Origin of the sequence: Thermophilibacter immobilis (assembly GCF_015277515.1) — a bacterium.
GTDB lineage: Bacteria > Actinomycetota > Coriobacteriia > Coriobacteriales > Atopobiaceae > Thermophilibacter > Thermophilibacter immobilis.
The window spans coordinates 1,466,122-1,487,019 of record NZ_CP063767.1 but is presented as its reverse complement, the minus strand read 5'-3'; the positions used below and the strand labels follow the sequence as shown (position 1 = coordinate 1,487,019).

Below are 20,898 nucleotides of genomic sequence, written 5' to 3'. Positions count from 1 at the left end.
GATGGAAGAGAAGAACGTGAAGCTGAGCGTCCCCGCCGAGGCGGACTTCGCGCGCCCGGTGCGCATGATGGCCTCGAGCCTTGCCGTCTGCTGCGGCATGGGCGTCGAGGACGTCGAGGACGTCCGCATGGTCGCCGAGGAGGGCTTCGTCTACGCCTGCGCCACGGCCCCCTCTGAGCTGGGCGTCACCTTCGCGCTCTCGTCGGGCGCCATCGCGATGGACTTCTCGCTGGGCACCGACGAGCCCGCCGGAGAGTCGATCGAGCTCGTGGAGGTGCTCCTCTCGGCGGTGTGCGACGAGTTCAGCCTCTCCGAGGACGGGCGCACCCTGCACCTCGCCAAGCGGGCGGGCGATGCCCATGCCGCCTAGGGACCTCGCCGAGAAGACCGCCCCCCCGCGCATCTCGCGGCGCATCCCCGAGGGCAAGGCCGCTTGGGACAAAGGCCGCACCCGCGAGCTCTTCCGGCGCTTCAAGCAGGGGGGCGACGAGGAGGCCCGCGAGCAGCTCATCGTGAGCCATCTCAACCTGGTGCGCTTCCTCGCCTCCAAGTTCAAGAACCGCGGAGAGTCCCTCGAGGACCTCGTCCAGGTGGGCACCATCGGCCTCATCAAGGCCATCGACCGCTTCGACCCCGAGCGCGGCCTCGAGTTCACCACGTACGCCACGCCCACGATCATGGGCGAGATCAAGCGCCACTTCCGCGACAAGGGCTGGTCGGTGCGCGTGCCGCGCCGCCTGCAGGAGCTCTCCGCCAAGGTCAACCGGACCAACGACGAGCTCACCAACCAGCTGCAGAGAAGCCCCTCGGTGGCCGAGATCGCCGAGCACCTCGACGTGAGCGTTGACGAGGTCCTCGAGGCCATGGAGTCATCGAGCGCCTACAGCTCGGTGCCGCTCGAGGGCGGCGGCTCGTCTGACGACGACGAGGCGCCCTCGGTCATCGACCGCTACGCGACGGAGGACGCCGACCTAGCCGCCTCTGACGACCGCATCGTGCTCGAGGAGGCCATCGCCGACTTCTCGCCGCGCGAGCAGGACGTCATCAGGATGCGCTTCGTCGAGGGCCTCACCCAGGTGGAGATCGCCGAGCACCTGGGCGTCTCGCAGGTGCAGGTCTCGCGCCTCCTGCGCAGGACCCTGAGGCGCATACAGGACAAGATCGACCCCGAGGGACTGCTCGCTCCCTAGGGGCCAGGCCAAAGAAGAGGAGCCCATGGACCACGATGACCCCTGTGCTGCCGCCCGCGCCCGACGCGCTCGTCTGGCCTGCACCAAGGTATGGACCCTCGTCGGCCTCGTCGCCCTTGCCAGCGTGGCCCTCTTCGTCCTGGGCAAGGTCTCGAGCGTGCTCGTCTTTCTCGCGGTCGGCTGCGTCGTGGCCTACGTGGCCACCCCGCTCGTGAGCCTGCTCGCGCGCCATCGCGTGCCGCGCTCCGCGGCGGCGCTCGTGGGAATCGTGGTGGTGGCGCTGGGCGTGGTCCTGCTGTTCGCCCTGCTCGTCCCCCTGTTCGTCTCCCAGATGACCGAGCTTCTGAGCGACTTGCCCGCCCGCATCGCCGAGATGGGGACGTGGTTCACCAACCTCCAGCAGGACTATGAGGTCTTTCAGACGATCGGCCAGTACGTCGAGGTCTCCTCGATGGTCGACTCCCTGCAGAGCCTGCTCACCAAGCTGGTCTCGAGCCTACTGTCGGCCGTGGGTACCGGCCTGGTGCCGGCCGTGAGCAACCTCGCCTCCGCGCTCTTCGTCGCGTTTCTGGGACTCGTCCTCGCGTACTGGATCGCCTGCGACTACCCGCGCATCAACGACGAGATCTGCCGCGTGCTCGGCGAGGGCCGCGCGGGCGACTACCGCCTCGTGGTCGCCGTCATCTCGCGCTCCGTGGGCGGCTATCTGCGCACGACGGTGATCGACTCGCTCATCCAGGGCACGCTCGCGTTCGTGGGCTTCTCGCTCGCGGGCCATCCCTATGCGGGCGTCATGGGCGTTATCTCGGGCGTGCTGAACTTCGTGCCGGTGGTGGGACCGGCGGTCTCGGCCGCCATCGCCACCGTCGTGGCGCTCTTCTACAGCCCCTCCATGGCGTTTTGGACCCTCGTGGCCGCCGTCGTCGCGCAAAACGTCACCGACAACCTCATCGTGCCCAAGATCAACCAGTCGACCATGCAGATCCACCCCGTGCTCACGCTCACCGCGATCGTGCTCGGCTCCACCCTGCTGGGCACCGTGGGCATGATCATCGCGATCCCCCTGACCGCGGTCGCCAAGAGCCTCTTCGTCTTCTTCTTCGAGTCGAGGACCAAGACTCAGCTCGTCTCCTACGACGGCGCTCTGTTCAAGGGAACCCCCTTCGTCGACGCCGCGGGAGCTCCCGCGCCCGCGGCGGATGCCTTGGGTGACGCTGGCTTCAGCGTGGGCCCCACGGACGCGGACTCGGACGCGCAGCCTGCGGCCACGGCGACTCCCCGGCCCCCGCGCGTCCGGGACCGCGCGGCGCGCTGGCTCTCGCGCTGGCGGCGCGGGGGCGGCGACGAGCGTCGCTAGCTGCGGCGCGCTACACCGTCCTGGCCTTGCAGGAGTACCTGAGGCGCGAGGGGTTCTACAACTGACGGCGCTGGCGGACGAGCCGCGCGCGAGGCTGCCGCCCGCGCGGCCTGTGGCGGGCGGGTGGGGATCGCGCGGGCATGCGCGGAGGAGGGCCAAGGCGTGCTACAATGGCCACCAGCCTGTGTTCGCTTGCTAACTCGTGGTGGATGTCGTCCAGCACATCGGCTATACGCGGAGGTCGGAGAATCGGCGACGGCTAGCCCCGGGGCCAGAAATCCGGGGCACAATGCACATGCACGCAAAGATGCCCCTCCTCGCCTCGTGCGGGGAGGGGCATTTTCGTGCCGCAATGCCATGTGTGGACGCAAGTGGCCTATATTCGTAGCCACCTGATGGGGGGAGGTGCCAAAGATGGGCGATTCACCGAGAGAACGCCGGCTCATTGACAGGATGTCCATCCACGTCTCCACGGATGGGATCGGGGACGAGATCTCGTTCAAGAGGCTCAAGGAGATGCTGGATGGGTATGACACGTTACTTAACATTGTCTCCGACGAGAAGTCATATGATCCCGACGACAAGCGTGCCTCTCGGCCCAAACCGTCTGAGGGGAAGACGACTCATGCCATCTACCTGGCACCGGCCGCAAAGGGGTGCTACTGCGCCGAGGCGCTCCTGTACGACGAGTCGGACGAGCCCCAGGCCAGGCTCTCTTTCGCCGGGGGCGGGTTCGAGCCAGCTCTCAGCCTCATAGAGTCGGTCTCCAATGGGGAGGCCGAAGCGCTCGCAGCCCAGATTCCCAGTAGGTGCGCCCGGGACCAGGCAGTCAAGGAAGTCGAGAATATACTGCCAAGGGGGAACGAGAGGATCTCGGTTGCGGTCGGGGAGGACGGCTCCGAGAGAACCGAGCTTAAGCGTGCCGACCTGATCGACTTCGCCAGCATGCGCCTGGCCACCGGTGAGTACATCGACGGCTCCATCATCGCCAGGGTCGTGGGCGTGGACTTCGAGGCGGAGAAGATAGGCCTCAGACCGACCAATGGCAAGAAGAAGTTCTGGGTCGATTACGATCCCGATATTGAGGACCGGCTTGTCTCTAACCGGCTTAGGCCCATGACGGTGAACTGCCGCTACAGGTACGACATCAACGGGGACATCGATGACGTCAAGGACGCCAGCGGGATAGAGGAGCTGGACCTTCGCGTCGTCGTGGTCAGCGAGTTCGAGGCCGGCGGGGAGACGATTAGGCTCAAGGAGCCTCTCTCGATAGAGGTCGGGCTCGACGAGGACGCGGGCCAGGTCTTCATCGCCGAGTGCGAGCCGTTGGGCATGGTGGTCTTCGCGGAGCACCAGGACGAGATCCGCCAGGAGGTCCTCGACGACCTCGCATGGCGCTGGTCCTACATCGTCAACGCCCCGGAGGAAACGCTCGCCGAGGACGCCGTTGCCGCCCGCAGGAACCTCCTCGGCTTGGTCGGGGCGTAGCCGTGCCGAGCCTGTCAAGCACGATGATCCTCAAGAACCTCAAGAAGAAGGGCTTCGTCTGCAGGGACGGGGACCACAAGTATCTTTGCTACGAAACGCCTGATGGGAGGCGCACCAGCATCCGCACAAGGGTCAGCCATGGGGGCAAGAAAGAGCTCAGCAGCGGCATGGTCTCGGCGATGGCGCAACAGTGCCACCTCAGCACCACCACACAGTTTTGTGAGTTCGCGAGCTGCCACATCGGCCAGGGCGGCTACGAGAGCATACTTCGAACGTCAGGTTATTACTCACATCTGTCTGGATGACAAACCCCTGACCCCTCGTGTCATGCTCGAGTCCGATGGGGGGCTCCTATGCCGCAGCTCGAGATCCCGCTGCGCGAGGCGTGGCCTCGCAGGTGCTGCGCGCGGGGCGACAAGCTCAACATTTTTTCGCAGGATTTCCGACCCTAATTTAACCTAAGTCCCTGTAAGTACGGGAAATGTGGGACTCTGAAAACGTATATACGCAGGTAGATAGCATCGTGTGTAAGTGTCGGTAAATGCATATATACTGTTCCAGTTACGCATACGAGAAGCACCCGAGTGCAGAGGGAGCACCATGAGCACGCCTGACTACAAGACCATGACCACCGCCCAGATCCGCGAGGACTTTCTCGCCTTCTTCGAGGCCAAGGGCTGCACTCGCTACCCGTCCTCGTCGCTCGTCCCGGACGACCCGTCCCTGCTGCTCGCCAACGCGGGCATGAACCAGTTCAAGGAGTACTACCAGGGGACCAAGACCATGGACGGGCCCGGTGCCTGCTCCTGCCAGAAGTGCCTGCGCACCAACGATATCGACAACATCGGCGACCCCCGCCACCTGTCCTTCTTCGAGATGCTCGGCAACTTCTCCTTCGGGGGCTACAGCAAGGCCGACGCCATCGCCTGGGCCTGGGAGTTCATCACGAGCCCCGAGCACCTGGGCCTGCCCCCCGAGCGCCTCCACATGACGGTCTTCACCGATGACGACGAGGCCGCCGAGCTCTGGTGCGCCCAGGGCGTGGCCGCGGACCACATCACCCGCCTCGGCGAGGAGGACAACTTCTGGGCCGCCGGCCCCACCGGCCCCTGCGGCCCCTGCTCCGAGATCTACTTCGACCAGGGCGAGGAGTTCGGCTGCGGAAGCCCTGACTGCGCCCCCGGCTGCGACTGCGACCGCTACCTCGAGTTCTGGAACCTCGTCTTCACGCAGTACGACCGCCAGGAGGACGGCTCCCTGCCCGAGCTGCCCCACAGAAACGTGGACACCGGCATGGGCCTCGAGCGCATCGCGGCCATCATGCAGCACAAGGGGACCAACTACGACGGTGACCTCCTGAGCTCGCTCATCACGGTGGGGGAGCGCCTGTCCGGCGCCTCCTACGGCGTCGACGCCGCCCGCGACCGGAGCCTGCGCATCGTGGCCGACCACGCCCGCGCCGTGACCTTCATGATCTCCGACGGCATCCTGCCGTCAAACGAGGGACGCGGCTACGTCCTGCGCCGCCTTCTGCGTCGCGCCGTCTACCATGGTCGCCTCATGGGAGTGCGCGGGGCGTTTCTCACCACCTACGTCGACGAGGTCACGCGACTCATGGGTCAGACCTACCCGGCGCTTGTGGAGAGTCACGCCCTCATCGAGGGCATCGTCCGCGCCGAGGAGGGGCACTTCGGCACCACGCTCGACGCCGGCGAGCAGAGCCTCGCCTCCGAGCTCTCCGGCCTCGCGGCGGACGCCGAGCTTGCCGGCGCGGTCGCCTTCAAGCTCCACGACACCTACGGCTTCCCGATCGACCTCACGCGAGAGATCTCGGACGCGGCCGGCCACGAGGTTGACATGGCGGGATTCGACGCCTGCATGGCCGACCAGCGCGAGCGCGCCCGCGCCGCCGCCAACCGCGACGCCTGGGGCAGCTTCAACAACGTCTGGAGCGAGCTCTCGGCCCGTCTGGTGCCCACGCAGTTCGACGGCTACGACCATGACGAGCTCGAGGGGTGCCGCGTGCTCGCCCTCGTGGTGGACGGTGCCTCGGTCGACTGCGCGCATGCCGGTGACGCCGTCGAGGTCGTGCTCGACCGCACGCCCCTCTACGCCGAGATGGGCGGCCAGTGCGCGGACACCGGTGCGCTCGCGGCCCCCCACGCCACCCTGCGCGTGACCGACGTGCAGGTCAAGGAGGGGCTCTACGCACATGCGGCAACGCTCGAGGAGGGATCGGTCTCGGTGGGCGAGCGCGTGGTCGCCTCGATCGACCGGGGACGACGCGAGCTCGTTCGACGCAACCACACCGCCACGCACCTGCTCGACGCCGCGCTCAAGGCGGTCCTGGGGCCGCACGTCTCCCAGGCCGGCTCGCTCGTGGCCCCCGACCACCTGCGCTTCGACTTCACCCACTTCGAGGCCCTAACGCCTGACGAGCTCGAGCGCATCGAGGGCATGGTCAACGCCGAGATCTTCGCGGCCGAGCCCATCGTGACCCGCGTCATGCCGCTCGCCGAGGCCAAGGCCTCCGGCGCCGTGGCCCTGTTCGGCGAGAAGTACGGCGACGTCGTGCGCGTGGTCAGCGCGGGCGCCTCCGAGACGCCCTTCTCGCGAGAGCTGTGCGGCGGCACGCACGCGCGCAACACGGCCGACCTCGGCCTGTTCAAGATCGTCTCCGAGAGCTCGGTGGGATCCAACGCGCGACGCATCGAGGCCGTCACCTCGATGGGCGCGCTCGAGTACGTCGACGAACAGCTCGCGGTGCTCACCCAGGCCGCGCACCTGCTCAAGTGCCGCCCGACCGACCTGGTCGAGCGCATCGAGTCCGTGCGCGACCAGGCGCGCGACTCCGCCAAGAAGCTGCGCGATGCCCTCACCGGCGCTGGCGCGGGCGCGCCAGCGGCCGCCGGGGGTGCCGAGAGGACCCTCGACTGCGGCGCATACACGTGCGTGATCGTCCGGCGCGACGGGCTCGACTCCCAGGGCCTGCGCGAGCTGTGGGACTCCATCCGCGAGAAGGCGGACGGTCCCGTCGCCTGCGTCATAGCAACGCGGACCCCCGAGGGCAAGGTGGCCCTGCTCGCTGCCGGCACCGACGCGGCCGTGCGCGCGGGCTTTGGCTCCGGCGACTTGATTCGCAAGATCTCCGGGCTCGTGGGCGGGCGCGGCGGCGGGCGTCCCAACATGGCGCAGGCCGGCGGCTCGGACGCCTCCGGCATCGACGCCGCCCTCGACGCCGCGGCCACAGAGCTCTCCCACTAGCGTGCGCGTCCTGGCGCTCGATATAGGCGAGGTGCGCATCGGCGTCGCCGTGAGCGACCCGACCGGCCGCGTTGCCTCGCCCGTCTGCGTCCTACCCGCCAACGAGGTCCTCGGCTGCGCCGCGCCCTTCCGCCGCGTGCTGTCCGACTGGGAGCCCGAGCTTCTCGTCTGCGGTCTGCCACGGACCCTGGTGGGCCAGGAGGGGCCGCAGGCCGCACGCATCCGAGCCCAGGCCGAGCAGGTGGCCGCCACCTGCGGACTTCCGCTGGAGTTTGTCGACGAGCGACTCTCCTCGGCCGAGGCCAAGCGTATCCTGAGACGCCAGGGCCTTACCGAGCGCTCGATGCGCGGCAAGGTGGACATGGTCGCCGCGTCCCTGTTCCTGCAGTCCTGGCTGGACGCCCGACACGTCTGAGAGGCAATGATGGCCACACCCACCGGCAAGACTCCCGCGCACGGGGGATCTCACTTCGACGGCGGTGCCCCCGACCGACGCCCGTCTCCTTCCCGCTCCTCCCACGCGCGTCCGCGCACGGCGCAGCCGTCGCGCTCGGGCTCGTCGGGAGCGCGCGTCTCCGCGAGAAGCGCCGAGGCCACGCGCCGCGCCCAGGGCCACCGCGTCCGGCGCGCCCCCGAGCCGCCCGGTCGCGGCCGGCTCCCGCTGATCGCGGCCGGCGTCGCCGTGGTCGTGGCGCTCGCCTGCGTCGTGGCCTTCGTGGTGATCCCGCGCCTCACGGCAGGCTCCGGCGACGATGCGCCCAACGTGGCGGCGGGCACCCAGGTCACGCTCACCATCCCCGGCGGGGCGGGCGCCAGCGAGGTGGCCCAGGCGCTCTATGAGGCGGGGGTCATCCCGAGCACGAGCGAGTTCCTCTCGCAGGTGCGCCGGGCCGAGGCCGACCAGGGTCTCAAGAGCGGCACCTACACGTTCACGGCCGGTGACGACCTCACGAACGTCATCAACCTGCTCGTGAGCGGTCCCAACGCCTCCTCCTCGCAGCTCACCATCCCCGAGGGCTACTCGGTGGCCCGTACCGCCCAGGTCGTCCAGGACGCGCTCGGCATCTCCGCGGATGACTTCGTCGCCCAGGCCAAGGCCTCGAACTACGCGCCCGACTACGCGTTTCTCGCCGACGTCGGCGACGATTCGCTCGAGGGCTACCTCTTCCCCAAGACCTATGACTTCACCGGCAAGGAGGTCTCGGCAGACGCCGTGATTCGCGCGATGCTCTCCCAGTACCAGAGCGAGGTGGCCTCGCTCGACCTTGCGGGGGCCGCGACCACGCTCTCCGCGCGCTACGGAATCGAGCTCGACGAGAACGACGTCGTCACGCTCGCCTCCATCGTGGAGCGCGAGGCCCTGACCGACGAACAGCGCGGCCAGATCGCCTCGGTCTTCTGCAACCGCCTCGCGGCCGGCATGGACCTCCAGAGCGACGCGACCTTGGCGTACTCGCTCGGGCGCGAGGTCACGGCCGACGACCTCACGGTCGACGACCCGTACAACACCTACCTGCGCTCCGGCCTCACCCCCACGCCGATCTGCTCGCCGAGCCTGGAGTCACTCGAGGCGGCGGCCAGCCCGGATGACACCGACTACTACTACTTCTACATCTCAGGCGACTACGCCGTGTTCTCGCATACCTATGAGCAGCACCAGCAAGCCATCGACAACCGCCCGCAGTAGGCGAGCGCCGCGGCGCGGCCCCTTTGCGGCGACGCGCTACGTGGCGTCTCTGCCCCTCGTGGACGTGAGTGAGCTTGCCCGCGCAGGCGTGCGCCTCGTGCTCGTCGACCGCGACAACACCTGCGTGCCGCGCGACACCGGCCACGCCCCCGCCGAGGTGCGCGCCTGGCTCGACGCCGCGCGCGCAGCGGGCCTCTCGGTCTGTCTCGTCTCCAACAACTTTCACACCGCCGAGGTGGCGGCCTCGGCGGCTGATCTGGGATGCGCCGTCGTCGATCACGCCATGAAGCCCTCGCCCTTCGCGCTCAGGCGCGCCATGCGCGCGGCGGGCGCGCGCGCTGACGAGACCGTCATGATCGGCGACCAGGTCTTCACCGACGTCCTCGCCGGCAACCTCGCGGGTGCGCGCACGATCCTCGTGCGGCCCCAGTCACCAAGCGACCTGTGGTACACCCACCTCCTGCGCGCCCTCGAGCGCCTCGTCTTGCGCGACGTGGAGTTTCTGGGGGAGGAGGGGGCTAAAACGGGGACCGGGCTAACCTGATAGAATCTTCTGCGGTGTCAAGTCGTGGAGGTTCATGGTGTCAGGTGATGCGGGCTACGTGGTGCACGAGGGATGTGATCACATCTTCTTCGTGGGCTTTCTAGGCGCGGGCAAGTCGACCCTCGCTCGTAACCTGGGCTCCCTGTTTCATCGCTCCCACGTTGACACGGACCGCCTGGTTGAGCGCCTCCTGGGCAAGAGCGTCTCGGAGGTCTTCGCCGAGGACGGCGAAGGGGCCTTTCGCGACGCTGAGACCGGCGAGCTCGCCGCCCTCGCGCGGCGCAAGTCCCTGCTCGTGAGCTGCGGCGGCGGCATCGTGGAGCGCTCCAAGAACTGCGGGCTCATGCACGAGATGGGCGTCGTGGTCTACCTCGAGGGCGACCTCGCGGACTCGCTGCGCCAGATTCGCTGTCCCGAGCGCCGGCCCGACCTTGGGTCAAACGCTCATGCCGCCGCGGTTCTCACCCGCCGCCGGCCGCTCTACGAGGAGGCCGCCGACATCACGGTTGATATCAGGAACAAGACGTTCGAGCAGGTCGCCCTCGAGTCGGGGGGACTGCTCTGGGAGAGGGGCCTGCTATGAGCGAGACGCACGTCACCGAAGAGACGCACGGTGCCGAGAGGAGCAGCGTGCGCCAGTGGGTCACGCTGCGCAACTCGTCGATGGACGTGCGGGCGGGCGTGGGCACGAGTGTCACCTTCGCGCACGACCTGCGCTCCTGCGTGGGAAAGCCGCACTGCTGCGCCCTGGTGCACGAGGGCGACGCCGACGAGCTCGTCTCGCGGCTCCGGGTCGACCTGCTCGCCGAGGGCTTCGAGGTCCGCCTGATCGAGATGCCCGCAGGCGGCTGCGAGCTGGCCCGCGCGGGCGCGCTCGACGCCCTCTTCGCCAAAGCCGGCATCACGGCCGATGACCTCGTCGTGGCCGCGGGAGGCGAGAAGACCCTCTCCGTCGCCTCGTTCGCGTGCGCATCATGGTGCGGGGGCGTCTCCCTGGCTGAGGTGCCCCTCGACCTCGTGAGCGCTCTCACGGCCGGCACGACGCCTCTGGCCCTCGACGTGCCGGGAGCCCCATCCCTGGTCGTCCAGGAGGGCTCCGCGCGCTTCTCGCTCGTCGACGTCGACCTTCTGGGCTTCGATCCCGTGCGGGAGCGGGCTCGCCTCGGCTTCGCCCACATGGTCGCCACGGCCATGGACGATTCGGACAAGGCCTTCGGACGGCTCTGGGACAGCGCTCCCGACCTCGTGGCGGGCGATTTCTCCGCGCTCGTGACGCAGCTCCTCGACACGGTCAAGAGCCGCGGCAAGGTCGTCTCGTCCACCTCCCTGGCCACGCGCCAGTCGGCCGCCTACGGTCAGGACTTCGCCCGCGCGCTCGCCGGGCTCGTGGGCCCCGAGGTGCCCGCCTCGGCGACGCTCGGCGACGCCCTGCGCTTCTCGGCGCGTCTGGCCGTGGGCATGGAGCAGTTCTCCGTCGACGACATGCTCTGCCAGGACGAGCTCCTCGAGCGGCTCGGGGTGGGCACGACCGCGGCCGTGGTCGATCCCGAGGTGCTCGTGCGCGCGCTCAAGGCCGAGCGCTTTCGCCGCAGCAGGCGCTTCATGCTCCCGCTCCCGCGCGCCATCGGGCGCGTGCGCCTTGCGATCGTCGCCGACGACCTCATCGCCGAGCACGCGCGCGCCTGGTGTGCCGCGCGCCCGGTCCCCCCAGAGGGCCCCGCGCAGAACAACCTCGAGAGAGAAGAGTAACTATGGCAGATCAAGCAGCCTGCACCGCGCGCGTGGAGCGCTTCCGCGCCCTCATGGCCGAGCGCGGCTACGACGCCGCGATCGTGCGCAACAACCCCGACCTGCGCTGGCTCACCGGCGCGCAGCGCACCTTCGATGACGAGGTGGCCCACACGGCCGTGATTACCGCGCACGACCTGTGGCTCCACACCGACTCGCGCTACTACAACACCTTCCTCACCCGCTTGGGGTCAGAGAGCGCCTGGCAGATCGACATGGACCAGGTCGACCCCGCCGCCTGGGCCGCGCGGCGCGTCTCGGGCGCCCGAGCGCGCGTCGTCGCGGTCGAGGACACCTGCGACCTTGCGTTCTTTGACGCGTTCGCCGAGGCGTGTGCGCATGCGTCAATCGCCTGCCTGATGCCGCGGATGCACCAGGACCTCTGCGACCTGCGCATGGTCAAGGACGACGAAGAGATTGCCCTCATGCGCCATGCGCAGTCGATTACTGACGCGGCCTTCGAGCACATCTGCGGCTTCATCAAGCCGGGCCTGACCGAGCAGCAGATTCGCGTCGAGCTCGAGAACTACATGCTCAGCCACGGGGCCGACGCCCTGTCCTTTGGCACGATCGTCGCCACGGGGGTCAACGCCGCCAACCCCCACGCCCAACCCGGCGAGACCGTCGTCGAGCGCGGGGACCTCGTCGTGATGGACTACGGCGCGCTCTACCACGACTATCACTCCGACATGACCCGCACCGTGGCCGTGGGCGAGCCAGGCGAAGAGAAGCGCCACGTCTACGACGTCGTGCGCACCGCGCACGAGACCTGCGCCGCCGCTGCCAAGCCCGGCTGCATCGGGCGCGACATCCACGAGCTCGCCGTGAGCGTCATCACCGAGGCGGGCTACGGCGACTACTTCAAGCACGGCCTCGGCCACGGCGTGGGCCTGGAGATCCACGAGCGCCCCAGCTTCGGCCGCGCGTGGGCGCGCCCGGTCCCCGAGGGCTCCGTCATCACGATCGAGCCGGGCATCTACCTGCCGGGCCGCTTCGGCATCCGCCTCGAGGACTTCGGCCTCATGGGACCTGCGGGCTTCGAGCCGTTCACGGCCTCCCCGCATGAGCTCCGGGTGATCGACTGCTAGCTCGCTCTTAGCATCGGGTGCACGGGGCGGGTCCCCCTGGTGGGGTCCGCCCCGTTTCTCTCCTTCTCGCCCTCTCCGCGCTTTTTCCTCAGCCCACCTGCCTTCTCGTCCCTCCTCCCCGCCGCGCGAGGATTGGGGCACATTTTTGATGCCCTGGCCCCCTGCGAGCGTTTTTTTGCTGCCTCCGGCGGCGTTTCCTCAGGCCGCAGAGAAGGGCGGGTGCCCTCAGAGGCGCTGAATATAAAAATTGTGCCCCAATCCTACGCTTGGCTGCGCACCCGGCTGCGCGCTCGACCGTGCTGGTCGCGCGCCGGGGCCCCGCACCCTCCAGAAGATAGGTGGGGGTATAAATTCCAAATGTCAACACCGAGGCCCCCGAACGGCGCCCTCTCTTCCGTGAAGAAAAAAAATAAAATAAAGAGTTGCATATGTCGAATTTAAGAATAGAATATGGACGTCTCATGGAGCAGAGAAGGAGAATTCATGAGGGATTTTCCTACCTGTTGCATGCATGCGTATTCATTTGCGTTGGGAAAAGGAGGTAAGCAGTGGTTAGCATCGTTCTAGCCAGTCATGGCACGTTCGCCGAGGGCATCAAGACGTCCGGTCAGATGATCTTTGGTCCGCAGGAAAACGTGGCAACCGTGACGCTCACGCCCGAGATGGGGCCAGGCGACCTCAAGGCGAAGCTTCTCGAGGCCGTTCAGGGCCTCGAGGACCAGGAGCAGGTTCTGTTCCTGGTCGACCTCCAGGGGGGAACGCCCTGGAACCAGGTCAGTTTGCTGCTTGACGAGGAGGGACACGAAGGCTGGGTCGCCCTGGGCGGCCTGAACCTGCCGATGCTCGTCTCGGCCTACGGCGCGCGCCCCGGCTCCGAGACCGCCGCCGATGTCGCCAAGGAGGCCTTCGGCGACGCCAAGGCCGGTGTGGTCGTCAAGCCCGAGGACCTGGCGCCCACAGCTCCTGCGCCCGCGGCTCCTGCGCCCAGCGCCCCGGTCGGATCCATCCCCGAGGGAACCGTCCTCGGAGACGGCCACATCAAGTTCGTGCTCACCCGTGTGGACACGCGCCTGCTCCACGGCCAGGTGGCTACCACCTGGACCAAGATGACCGGTCCCGACCGCATCATCGTGGTCTCGGACGCCGTGGCCCATGACGAGCTGCGCAAGTCCATGATTGAGCAGGCGGCGCCTCCAGGGGTCAAGGCCCACGTCATCCCCATCGACAAGATGATCGAGGTCGCGCACGACCCGCGCTTCGGGGCCACCAAGGCCATGCTGCTCTTCGAGACGCCGCAGGACCTCCTGCGCGCGGTCGAGGGCGGCGTGGACGTGCACGAGGTCAACATCGGCTCCATGGCCCACTCCGTGGGCAAAGTCGTCGTCAACAACGCGATCGCCATGGACAACGATGACGTCGAGACGCTCGAGAAGCTCAAGGCCCACGGCATCAAGTTCGACATCCGCAAGGTGCCCGCCGACTCCGCGGAGTCGTTCGACGCGCTCATCAAGAAGGCGAAGGCCGAGCTGGCCTAGGAAAGGGAGGGACCAATGTCGGTATTTACCGTTATTCTCATTGCCATTGTGGCCCTGCTCGCGGGCATGGAGGGTGTCGTGGACGAGTTCCAGTTCCACCAGCCGCTCGTGGCATGCACCCTCATCGGACTCGTGAGCGGTCACCCCACCGAGGGCATCATGCTCGGCGGCTCGCTGCAGATGATGGCCCTCGGCTGGGCCAACATCGGCGCCGCCGTCGCCCCTGACGCCGCGCTCGCGTCGGTCGCGTCCGCCATCATCATGGTGCTCGCCCTCGACGGCGGCACCACGGACACGCAGACCGCGATCAGCGCGTCGATCGCCGTGGCCGTACCTCTGTCCGTGGCCGGTCTGTTCCTCACGATGATCTGCCGCACCATCGCAATTCCCATCGTTCACATCATGGACAAGGCGGCCGAGAAGGCCGACTTCGGTGCCATCGACCTCTGGCAGGTTGTGGCCATCCTCATGCAGGGCGTCCGCATCCTCATCCCGGCGGTCGCCCTGTGCTTCGTCCCGTCCGAGGCCGTGACGGGCGCCCTGAACGCCATGCCGGCCTGGCTGGCGGGCGGCATGACCGTCGGTGGCGGCATGGTCGCCGCCGTCGGCTACGCCATGGTCATCAACATGATGGCCACCAAGGAGGTCTGGCCGTTCTTTGCCCTGGGCTTCGCCCTCGCGGCCCTCTCCCAGCTCACGCTTATCGCCTTGGGTGTCATCGGCGTCTCCCTTGCCCTCATCTACCTCGGTCTCAAGGAAGAGGCCAAGCGTGGCGGCGGCATGGGCGGAGGATCCGGCGATCCGCTTGGCGACATCCTGGACACCTACTAGGCCTCGAGAGGAGAAAACAACATGGCAGATAGAATCAAGCTCTCCAAGCACGATCGCTTCTCGGTGGCTTGGCGCCATCAGTTCCTGCAGGGCTCGTGGAACTACGAGCGCATGCAGAACGGCGGCTGGTGCTACTCGATGATCCCGGCCATCAAGAAGCTGTACGGCTCCAAGGATGACCAGGTGGCGGCCCTCAAGCGGCACCTCGAGTTCTATAACACGCACCCGTACGTCTCCGCCCCCGTCATTGGCGTCACGCTCGCCCTCGAGGAGGACCGCGCCAACGGCGCCCCCGTCGACGACGTCACGATTCAGGGCGTCAAGGTCGGCATGATGGGTCCTCTGGCCGGCGTCGGCGATCCGGCGTTCTGGTTCACCCTTCGCCCCATCCTGGGCGCGCTCGGTGCCTCGATGGCCCTGTCCGGCAACGTGCTCGGCCCCATCCTGTTCTTCGTCCTGTGGAACGTCATCCGCTTCGCCTTCCTGTGGTACACGCAGGAGTTCGGCTACAAGGTGGGCGTTTCGATCTCCAAGGACCTCTCGGGCGGCCTTCTGGGCAAGATCACCGAGGGAGCCTCCATCCTCGGCATGTTCATCATCGGCTCGCTCGTCGAGCGCTGGGTGTCCATCTCGTTCACCCCGGTCGTCTCCACGGTCCAGCAGGCGTCCGGCGCCTACATCGACTGGGACGCCCTGCCCGCCGGCACCGAGGGCATCAAGGCGGCGCTCACGCAGTTCGCGTCGCTCGGTGCCAACGGCCTCGACGTCAGCAAGGTCACGACGCTCCAGCAAAACCTCGACCAGCTCATCCCGGGCCTTGCGGCCGTGGGCCTCACGCTTCTGTGCTGCTGGCTGCTCAAGAAGAAGGTCTCGCCGATCGTCATCATCCTCGCGCTGTTCGCGTTCGGCATTCTTGGTCGTCTTGTCGGCTTCATGTAGCCAATGAGTCAGTGGGCCGCGGGAGCTCCGCGACCTGCCCCGGGGCCGCACCTGCTACGATATGAGGTGCGGCCCCCTTGATGGAAAGGTGCTCTTCGCATGGCACAGTCTCTCAACACACATGTTGACCTTACGATCAGGGCCAACTCGTATCTGGGTCTGGGCACGCACGGCGACGTCCTGGTGGGCGACCGCGCCTTCGAGTACTACAACGAGAAGAACCCCGAGGACTTCATCCAGATTCCCTGGGACCAGGTCGACCACGTGGCCGCCTCCGTCCTCTTTGGCGGCAGGTGGATCTCACGCTTCGCGGTGTTCTGCAAGGATGGCCAGGGGACCTACTCCTTCTCCACGCGCGACGACAAGGCCACGCTGCGCGCGATGCGCGCTCACCTCGGTGCCCAGAGGCTCGTGCGGTCTGCGAGCTTCTTCCAGGTGGTTGCGGCCGGGTTCTCGGGCCTGGTGCGGAGCCTGACGAGGCGCTAGGGGAGGCCTGCTCTTCTCGCCACGGTGCCTCGCTGCGGGGCGCCTCATCAGGGGGCCATTCCACGAAGGGGGCGTTTTTTTGATAAACCCGCGAGGATCTTGCTCCAAAGAGCGACCCTTGTTGAACGTTTTCCCAGTTGGCGGTTCACTTTTGCTGCAAAGTAGGGGCTCGTTAAATCAAAAAAATAGCTCCAATCCTCAGAAGGCCGAGGAGACTCAGGAGGCGGCGGAGGTAGCGGCGGCGGGCACCTCAGCGCGACCCTTGCGGCAACGCCAGAAAACGAGCGGCCCTCCTGCGTGTGCTAGAATAATCCCCCGTATGTGAGCGCTCGCATGAGCGGGCAGCAGGGGAAGAGAGCACATGGCAGCTATTAGCACCGCAGACTTCAAGAACGGCATGGGTCTCAAGATCAATGCCAAGTACTACACCATCGTCGAGTTCCAGCACGTCAAGCCCGGCAAGGGCGGCGCCTTCGTTCGCTACAAGATTCGCGATCTCAAGAGCGGCCGCGTGATCGACCAGACCTGCAACGCCGGCACCAAGTTCGAGAGCGTGCAGCTCATCACCAAGGAGATGCAGTACCTCTACAACGACGGCGACATCTTCTACTTCATGGACAACGACACCTACGAGCAGACCGAGGTCCCCGCCGACTTCATCGGCGACTCAGCGAAGTGGTTCAAGGAGAACGACACCGCCCTTCTGCTCTATGCGGACACCGAGCTCCTGGGCGTCGAACCCCCGATGTTCATCGAGGCCGAGATCACCGAGACCGACCCCGGCTTCAAGGGTGACACCGTCCAGGGAGGCACCAAGCCGGCCACGCTCGAGACCGGCGCGCAGATTCAGGTGCCGATGTATCTCAACCAGGGCGAGGTCGTCAAGGTCGACACCCGCGACGGCGGGAAGTTCATCTCGCGCGTCTAGGGGCCCTTTCGGAGAGCCGTCTACCGTGGCGTTGCGACCGCTCGTCTTATCCCTTCGGGGATAGGCGAGCGTTTTTGTAGTTGTAGTAGTGTTCCGCCTTATATCACTTCAGTGATTGCATTAGTGACAATTTCACTTCTCCGGCTGGCTCCTGCGTAGGTGGATGTGGGGCTGGGCGGGAAAGCATGCAGGAGCAAGAGGTAACAACAGCCCCTCTGTGTGGGGGCAAAAGCCGTCGTATGGGCTTTGACAAGGCACTTTTGCAGGTGGATGGCGGCTATGCCCTCGAGCGAACCTGCCGGACGGCCCGGGAGGTCTTCTCCCGTCTTATTCTGGTCGCCGACATCAGGGACAAATTCCCGCAGCGCGCCCAGCAAGGCTACGAGATCGTCGAGGACGAGTTTCCCCAGACGGGTCCGCTCGGCGGACTCGTCATGGCCCTGCATCACGCGACGACGCCCCACGTGTTTCTCGTTGCCTGCGACATCCCTCATATCAGCGCAAAGCAGATACGTTGGCTGGCCGAGCGAGTTCACGACCAGCAGGTGGTGGCGTTCTCGGGCTCTCACCTCGAGACGCTGTTCGCCTTCTACCATCGCAGCTGCCTGTCCGTCTTCGAGCGACGCCTGCCGGCGGGGGAGCTTCGAATCAGGACAGGCTTCTGCGAGCCGGACGTCGAGTGCGTGGACATGGGGGAGGCCGCGCTGGACAACGTCAACATGCCAGCGCAGCTGCACGAGTGGCATGAGTAGGGAGAGATCATGAACAGCTTCTCAATCAGAGAGACCATGGAGAACTTTGCCGACAAGGCCGTCGACAAGAGTGGGCTTGCGTTCTGGAAGTCGGCGCTTCTGGGCATCATGCCGGTGCCTTCATCGCGCCGGGATTTCTGGCGTTCGTCCGCGTCAGCGGGATCGTGCCCCAGGAGTGGGGCAGCTTCGACACGTTTCTGGGGGCCTGCCTGTTCCCCGCGGGCCTTCTGTCCATCGTGTCTCTGGGGGAGAGCTCGTCACAGGCAATGCCATGGTCATGATGTTCGGCGTGCTCGAGAAGAAGATCAAACTTTCTGACCTGGCCAAGAACTGGGTTCTCATCTCCCTCTTCAACATCGTGGGCGGCGTCTTGGTCGCGTGGTTCTTCGGTTACGCGCTGGGACTGACGGAGGGGAACTTTGCAGCCAAGACCATCGCGGCGGGCTCGGGCAGCCCGGTCATGGGGTCGGTCTGGGACGGGGGCGTGATCTTCTCGCTCTTGGGTGACCCGCACGCGTCCCTCGTCGACTTCCACGTGTTCTACTGGCACCTCCTGGCCCACTTCCTGGGCTTTGCGCAGTTTTTGCCCGAGGGGCGCCACGCCCGGCTCGGGCAGGACTTCCGCAGGAGGGGGACCTCACCCGCCTCATCCGAGCCATGCTTACCAATGACGTGGTCAGCTTTCCGGAGAAGGACCGCCACCTGTCCCACGGCCTCTACAACTGTATCGTCGTCCAGCCCCCGATGACAGAGCTCGCGCGCGGTCAGGACGTGTAGCTCCACACGCTGCCGCGGTGAAGCGAGGATGATGCGCGCAGGCAGATGATATTTCTTAGGAGCGCGAGCCATTTAGCATATACTGAATCGGATACCATCGCACGCCTCGGGCCCCGCGCCCGTCTCTAAAGGAGGTCCTTCATGGCCGAAAGCGAGCTCTGCGTTTCTGGCATCGGCATCTCGAGGGATGTCGTCTCCACGATCGTCTCCCTCGCCGCCCGCCGCGTCGAGGGCGTCGCCTCCGTGGGGGGCAACGACATCGCCTCGAGCCTCATCTCCGTCTTCACGAGCAGAAGCGTGGCCCCCGACAAGGCCGTCGAGTCGAGCGTCGAGGGCGACCTGCTCCACGTGAGCGTCCATCTCGCCGTGTTCTACGGCTATCCGTTCACCAAGCTCGCCGCCGACGTCCGCCAGGCCGTGTCCGAGGCCGTCTGCGAGCAGATCGGCGTTGGCGTCTCCGCCGTCGACGTGCGCATTGACAGTCTCGTCTTTCCCAAGGAGTAACTTGAGCATTCACTTTGGCGGTCGCAGCCTCGCCCGCAGCCAGGCCCTCCAGCTGCTGTTCCAGGCGGAGGCCAATCTTCGCAGCGTTGAGGAGGTGCTGGCAGGGGAGTACGCCCTGTCCGAGGGTCCTCTCGACGAGTACGCGCGCACCCTCGCGCTGGGCGCCGACGCCCGTCGCCACGACCTGGACGCCATCATTTCCCAGCGCTCTACCAGGTGGGCGCTCGGTCGCATGAACGCCGTCGATCGCAACCTGCTGCGCCTGGCCCTCTACGAGATGCTCGACGTCGACGAGGTCGACGTCGCCGTCACGATCGACGAGTGCGTCGAGCTCGCCAAGGCCTACGGCACCGACGAGTCCTCCCGCTTCGTGAACGGTCTCCTGGGTCGCGTCGCCGACGATCTTGACGCGGGCGCCGACGTCGTCGCGGGAGCCCGCGCGGCCCTTGCGGCGCGCGCCGCCGACAGGGGCCGCGAGGAAGGCCCCGAGGAGGGCAGGGAGCCCGCCTACGACGACGAGGCGTACGAGCGCGACGCCTTCGTGGACGACAGCGAGCTCATCGACGCCTCCCATGGCGGTGAGGAGCTCTGATGGGGCGCGTCGACGTATCGCGCTACCAGACGTTCGGTGAGATCTCCGAGCGCCTTGACGGCATCGTCGGCCAGGTGCGCGACAAGGACGTCTCCCTCGAGCGTTCGCTCGACCTGTTCGACGAGGCCATCGCGCTCGGGTCCAAGGCCGTGGGGCTCGTCGACGCCACGGACTTCTCGCCCGAGGAGGAGGCGCGCCTGGTTCAGGAGGCGCCCCACGCTCCCGACGGGGGCGACGCCTCGGGTGCCGGAAGCAACGACGCGCAGGACTAGCGTGCGTGCGCGCCGCCGTCTTGACGAGGAGCTCGTCGAGCAGGGATTCTTCGCGAACACGGACGAGGCCCTGCGCGCCGTCATGGCGGGCGAGGTCTCCACGACCGACCGCCGCCTGACCTCGGCGGGCGAGCGCGTGGCGCCGGGCATAGAGCTGCACGTCCGCGGCCGCGCCCCCTATGTGAGCCGTGGCGGGCTCAAGCTCGAGCGCGGCCTCGCGGCCTTTGGCGTGGACCCCGCGGGCCTGGCCTGCCTCGACGTGGGCTGCTCGACGGGGGGCTTCACCGACTGCCTGCTCGCGCGCGGCGCGGCCTCGGTCCTGGCGGTCGACGTGGGCTACGCGCAGTTCAGCTGGGCCCTCAGGCAGGATGCGCGCGTCAGGCTCCTCGAGCGCACCAACATCGTCGACGTGCCGGGGGCCGTGGGCTCCTCCGTCGTCGACCTGGCCGTCTGCGACGTGTCGTTCACCTCCGTCCTCACGGTCCTACCCGCCGTGCTCGAGCTCCTGCGCCCGCGCGGCGCGTTCCTCACGCTCGTGAAGCCGCAGTTCGAGGCCGCGCGCGAGGACGTGGGGGCGGGTGGCGTGGTGCGCGAGCGCGCGGTGCGCCTCGCCGCCCTCGAGCGGGTCGCAAGGGCCTTCTGCCGGGGTGGCCTGGGCCTGTGTGGTGCCTGCGAGAGCCCGATCCGGGGTCACAAGGGCAACGTGGAGTACCTGCTTCTGGGTGTGCGCGGAGGCGCCAGCCTGCCCCTCGACGAGGTCATGGCCGGCCTCTAGGCTCCCTCCCCCTAGTCCCCTTAGGGTACGTACACCACCTCGTCGGGTACGTATATAATTTCTTGGTTGATATTCTTCTCGCCAGGCGTTCTACCTGAGGA

At 67.0% G+C, this 20,898-nt stretch carries 22 protein-coding genes; all 22 read left to right on the top strand.

Features of this window, described 5'->3' with window-relative positions; all coding sequences use genetic code 11:
- Position 1 precedes the first annotated feature (1 nt).
- Positions 2-370: an ATP-binding protein gene (locus tag INP52_RS06690; RefSeq protein ID WP_194370205.1), complete on the top strand. Its 369-nt coding sequence runs from the start codon at positions 2-4 to the stop codon at positions 368-370.
- Positions 360-1,190: a SigB/SigF/SigG family RNA polymerase sigma factor gene (locus INP52_RS06685; protein ID WP_194370204.1), complete on the top strand. Its 831-nt coding sequence runs from the start codon at positions 360-362 to the stop codon at positions 1,188-1,190. The genes INP52_RS06690 and INP52_RS06685 overlap by 11 nt, the downstream gene beginning before the upstream one ends.
- A 25-nt stretch (positions 1,191-1,215) precedes the next feature.
- On the top strand, positions 1,216-2,547 hold the full coding sequence (locus tag INP52_RS06680; RefSeq protein ID WP_194370202.1) for an AI-2E family transporter: 1,332 nt from the start codon (positions 1,216-1,218) through the stop codon (positions 2,545-2,547).
- Positions 2,548-2,961: 414 nt separating this feature from the next.
- Positions 2,962-4,035, top strand: coding sequence for a hypothetical protein (locus INP52_RS06675; protein WP_194370200.1), 1,074 nt, complete (start codon positions 2,962-2,964; stop codon positions 4,033-4,035).
- A gap of 600 nt (positions 4,036-4,635) precedes the next feature.
- On the top strand, positions 4,636-7,299 hold the full coding sequence (gene alaS, locus INP52_RS06670) for an alanine--tRNA ligase (protein ID WP_194370198.1): 2,664 nt from the start codon (positions 4,636-4,638) through the stop codon (positions 7,297-7,299).
- Between the two features lies 1 nt (position 7,300).
- A complete protein-coding gene (ruvX, locus tag INP52_RS06665) occupies positions 7,301-7,714 on the top strand; it encodes a Holliday junction resolvase RuvX (RefSeq protein WP_194370196.1) in 414 nt (137 codons plus the stop codon).
- 9 nt (positions 7,715-7,723) lie between these two features.
- The gene (gene mltG, locus INP52_RS06660; protein ID WP_194370194.1) at positions 7,724-8,986 is read left to right on the top strand and encodes an endolytic transglycosylase MltG; all 1,263 of its coding nucleotides are present in this window, start codon (positions 7,724-7,726) and stop codon (positions 8,984-8,986) included.
- A 40-nt stretch (positions 8,987-9,026) separates the two neighbouring features.
- On the top strand, positions 9,027-9,530 hold the full coding sequence (locus INP52_RS06655; RefSeq protein WP_228478287.1) for a YqeG family HAD IIIA-type phosphatase: 504 nt from the start codon (positions 9,027-9,029) through the stop codon (positions 9,528-9,530).
- 34 nt (positions 9,531-9,564) lie between these two features.
- Positions 9,565-10,113 carry a shikimate kinase gene (locus tag INP52_RS06650; protein ID WP_194370190.1) on the top strand — a complete coding sequence of 183 codons (549 nt, stop codon included), beginning with the start codon at positions 9,565-9,567 and terminating at the stop codon, positions 10,111-10,113.
- The gene (locus INP52_RS06645; RefSeq protein WP_194370188.1) at positions 10,110-11,279 is read left to right on the top strand and encodes a dehydroquinate synthase/iron-containing alcohol dehydrogenase family protein; all 1,170 of its coding nucleotides are present in this window, start codon (positions 10,110-10,112) and stop codon (positions 11,277-11,279) included. Before INP52_RS06650 ends, INP52_RS06645 begins: the two co-directional genes overlap by 4 nt.
- Before the next feature lie 2 nt (positions 11,280-11,281).
- Positions 11,282-12,406 carry a M24 family metallopeptidase gene (locus INP52_RS06640; protein ID WP_194370187.1) on the top strand — a complete coding sequence of 375 codons (1,125 nt, stop codon included), beginning with the start codon at positions 11,282-11,284 and terminating at the stop codon, positions 12,404-12,406.
- Between the two features lie 548 nt (positions 12,407-12,954).
- Positions 12,955-13,941, top strand: coding sequence for a PTS sugar transporter subunit IIB (locus tag INP52_RS06635; RefSeq protein WP_194370185.1), 987 nt, complete (start codon positions 12,955-12,957; stop codon positions 13,939-13,941).
- A gap of 15 nt (positions 13,942-13,956) precedes the next feature.
- Positions 13,957-14,772 (top strand): PTS mannose/fructose/sorbose transporter subunit IIC, encoded by an 816-nt coding sequence (locus tag INP52_RS06630; protein WP_194370183.1) that lies wholly within the window; start codon positions 13,957-13,959, stop codon positions 14,770-14,772.
- 21 nt (positions 14,773-14,793) lie between these two features.
- Complete coding sequence (locus INP52_RS06625) at positions 14,794-15,711, top strand: PTS system mannose/fructose/sorbose family transporter subunit IID (protein WP_194370181.1); 918 nt, start codon at positions 14,794-14,796, stop codon at positions 15,709-15,711.
- Between the two features lie 99 nt (positions 15,712-15,810).
- Positions 15,811-16,197 carry a DUF956 family protein gene (locus INP52_RS06620; protein ID WP_194370179.1) on the top strand — a complete coding sequence of 129 codons (387 nt, stop codon included), beginning with the start codon at positions 15,811-15,813 and terminating at the stop codon, positions 16,195-16,197.
- A 361-nt stretch (positions 16,198-16,558) separates the two neighbouring features.
- Positions 16,559-17,125, top strand: a complete 567-nt coding sequence (gene efp, locus INP52_RS06615; RefSeq protein WP_194370177.1) for an elongation factor P — start codon at positions 16,559-16,561, stop codon at positions 17,123-17,125.
- Between the two features lie 239 nt (positions 17,126-17,364).
- The gene (gene mobA, locus INP52_RS06610) at positions 17,365-17,877 is read left to right on the top strand and encodes a molybdenum cofactor guanylyltransferase (RefSeq protein WP_194370175.1); all 513 of its coding nucleotides are present in this window, start codon (positions 17,365-17,367) and stop codon (positions 17,875-17,877) included.
- 271 nt (positions 17,878-18,148) lie between these two features.
- Positions 18,149-18,625, top strand: a complete 477-nt coding sequence (locus INP52_RS06605) for a formate/nitrite transporter family protein (RefSeq protein ID WP_194370173.1) — start codon at positions 18,149-18,151, stop codon at positions 18,623-18,625.
- 170 nt (positions 18,626-18,795) lie between these two features.
- The gene (locus INP52_RS06600) at positions 18,796-19,158 is read left to right on the top strand and encodes an Asp23/Gls24 family envelope stress response protein (RefSeq protein ID WP_194370171.1); all 363 of its coding nucleotides are present in this window, start codon (positions 18,796-18,798) and stop codon (positions 19,156-19,158) included.
- A gap of 1 nt (position 19,159) precedes the next feature.
- Positions 19,160-19,750: a transcription antitermination factor NusB gene (gene nusB / locus INP52_RS06595; RefSeq protein ID WP_194370169.1), complete on the top strand. Its 591-nt coding sequence runs from the start codon at positions 19,160-19,162 to the stop codon at positions 19,748-19,750.
- The gene (locus INP52_RS06590; protein ID WP_194370167.1) at positions 19,750-20,022 is read left to right on the top strand and encodes an exodeoxyribonuclease VII small subunit; all 273 of its coding nucleotides are present in this window, start codon (positions 19,750-19,752) and stop codon (positions 20,020-20,022) included. The genes nusB and INP52_RS06590 overlap by 1 nt, the downstream gene beginning before the upstream one ends.
- Position 20,023: 1 nt before the next feature.
- Positions 20,024-20,797: a TlyA family RNA methyltransferase gene (locus INP52_RS06585; protein WP_194370166.1), complete on the top strand. Its 774-nt coding sequence runs from the start codon at positions 20,024-20,026 to the stop codon at positions 20,795-20,797.
- Positions 20,798-20,898: the final 101 nt, after the last annotated feature.

Coding starts and splice junctions, on each gene's coding strand:
- INP52_RS06675 (WP_194370200.1), top strand. CDS start 2,962: ATGGGCGATTCACCGAGAGAACGCCGGCTCATTGACAGGATGTCCATC.
- INP52_RS06605 (WP_194370173.1), top strand. CDS start 18,149: ATGGTCATGATGTTCGGCGTGCTCGAGAAGAAGATCAAACTTTCTGAC.
- alaS (WP_194370198.1), top strand. CDS start 4,636: ATGAGCACGCCTGACTACAAGACCATGACCACCGCCCAGATCCGCGAG.
- mobA (WP_194370175.1), top strand. CDS start 17,365: ATGGGCTTTGACAAGGCACTTTTGCAGGTGGATGGCGGCTATGCCCTC.
- efp (WP_194370177.1), top strand. CDS start 16,559: ATGGCAGCTATTAGCACCGCAGACTTCAAGAACGGCATGGGTCTCAAG.
- INP52_RS06600 (WP_194370171.1), top strand. CDS start 18,796: ATGGCCGAAAGCGAGCTCTGCGTTTCTGGCATCGGCATCTCGAGGGAT.
- INP52_RS06645 (WP_194370188.1), top strand. CDS start 10,110: ATGAGCGAGACGCACGTCACCGAAGAGACGCACGGTGCCGAGAGGAGC.
- INP52_RS06685 (WP_194370204.1), top strand. CDS start 360: ATGCCGCCTAGGGACCTCGCCGAGAAGACCGCCCCCCCGCGCATCTCG.
- INP52_RS06690 (WP_194370205.1), top strand. CDS start 2: ATGGAAGAGAAGAACGTGAAGCTGAGCGTCCCCGCCGAGGCGGACTTC.
- INP52_RS06680 (WP_194370202.1), top strand. CDS start 1,216: ATGGACCACGATGACCCCTGTGCTGCCGCCCGCGCCCGACGCGCTCGT.
- INP52_RS06630 (WP_194370183.1), top strand. CDS start 13,957: ATGTCGGTATTTACCGTTATTCTCATTGCCATTGTGGCCCTGCTCGCG.
- mltG (WP_194370194.1), top strand. CDS start 7,724: ATGGCCACACCCACCGGCAAGACTCCCGCGCACGGGGGATCTCACTTC.
- INP52_RS06650 (WP_194370190.1), top strand. CDS start 9,565: ATGGTGTCAGGTGATGCGGGCTACGTGGTGCACGAGGGATGTGATCAC.
- INP52_RS06625 (WP_194370181.1), top strand. CDS start 14,794: ATGGCAGATAGAATCAAGCTCTCCAAGCACGATCGCTTCTCGGTGGCT.
- INP52_RS06640 (WP_194370187.1), top strand. CDS start 11,282: ATGGCAGATCAAGCAGCCTGCACCGCGCGCGTGGAGCGCTTCCGCGCC.
- INP52_RS06620 (WP_194370179.1), top strand. CDS start 15,811: ATGGCACAGTCTCTCAACACACATGTTGACCTTACGATCAGGGCCAAC.
- INP52_RS06590 (WP_194370167.1), top strand. CDS start 19,750: ATGGGGCGCGTCGACGTATCGCGCTACCAGACGTTCGGTGAGATCTCC.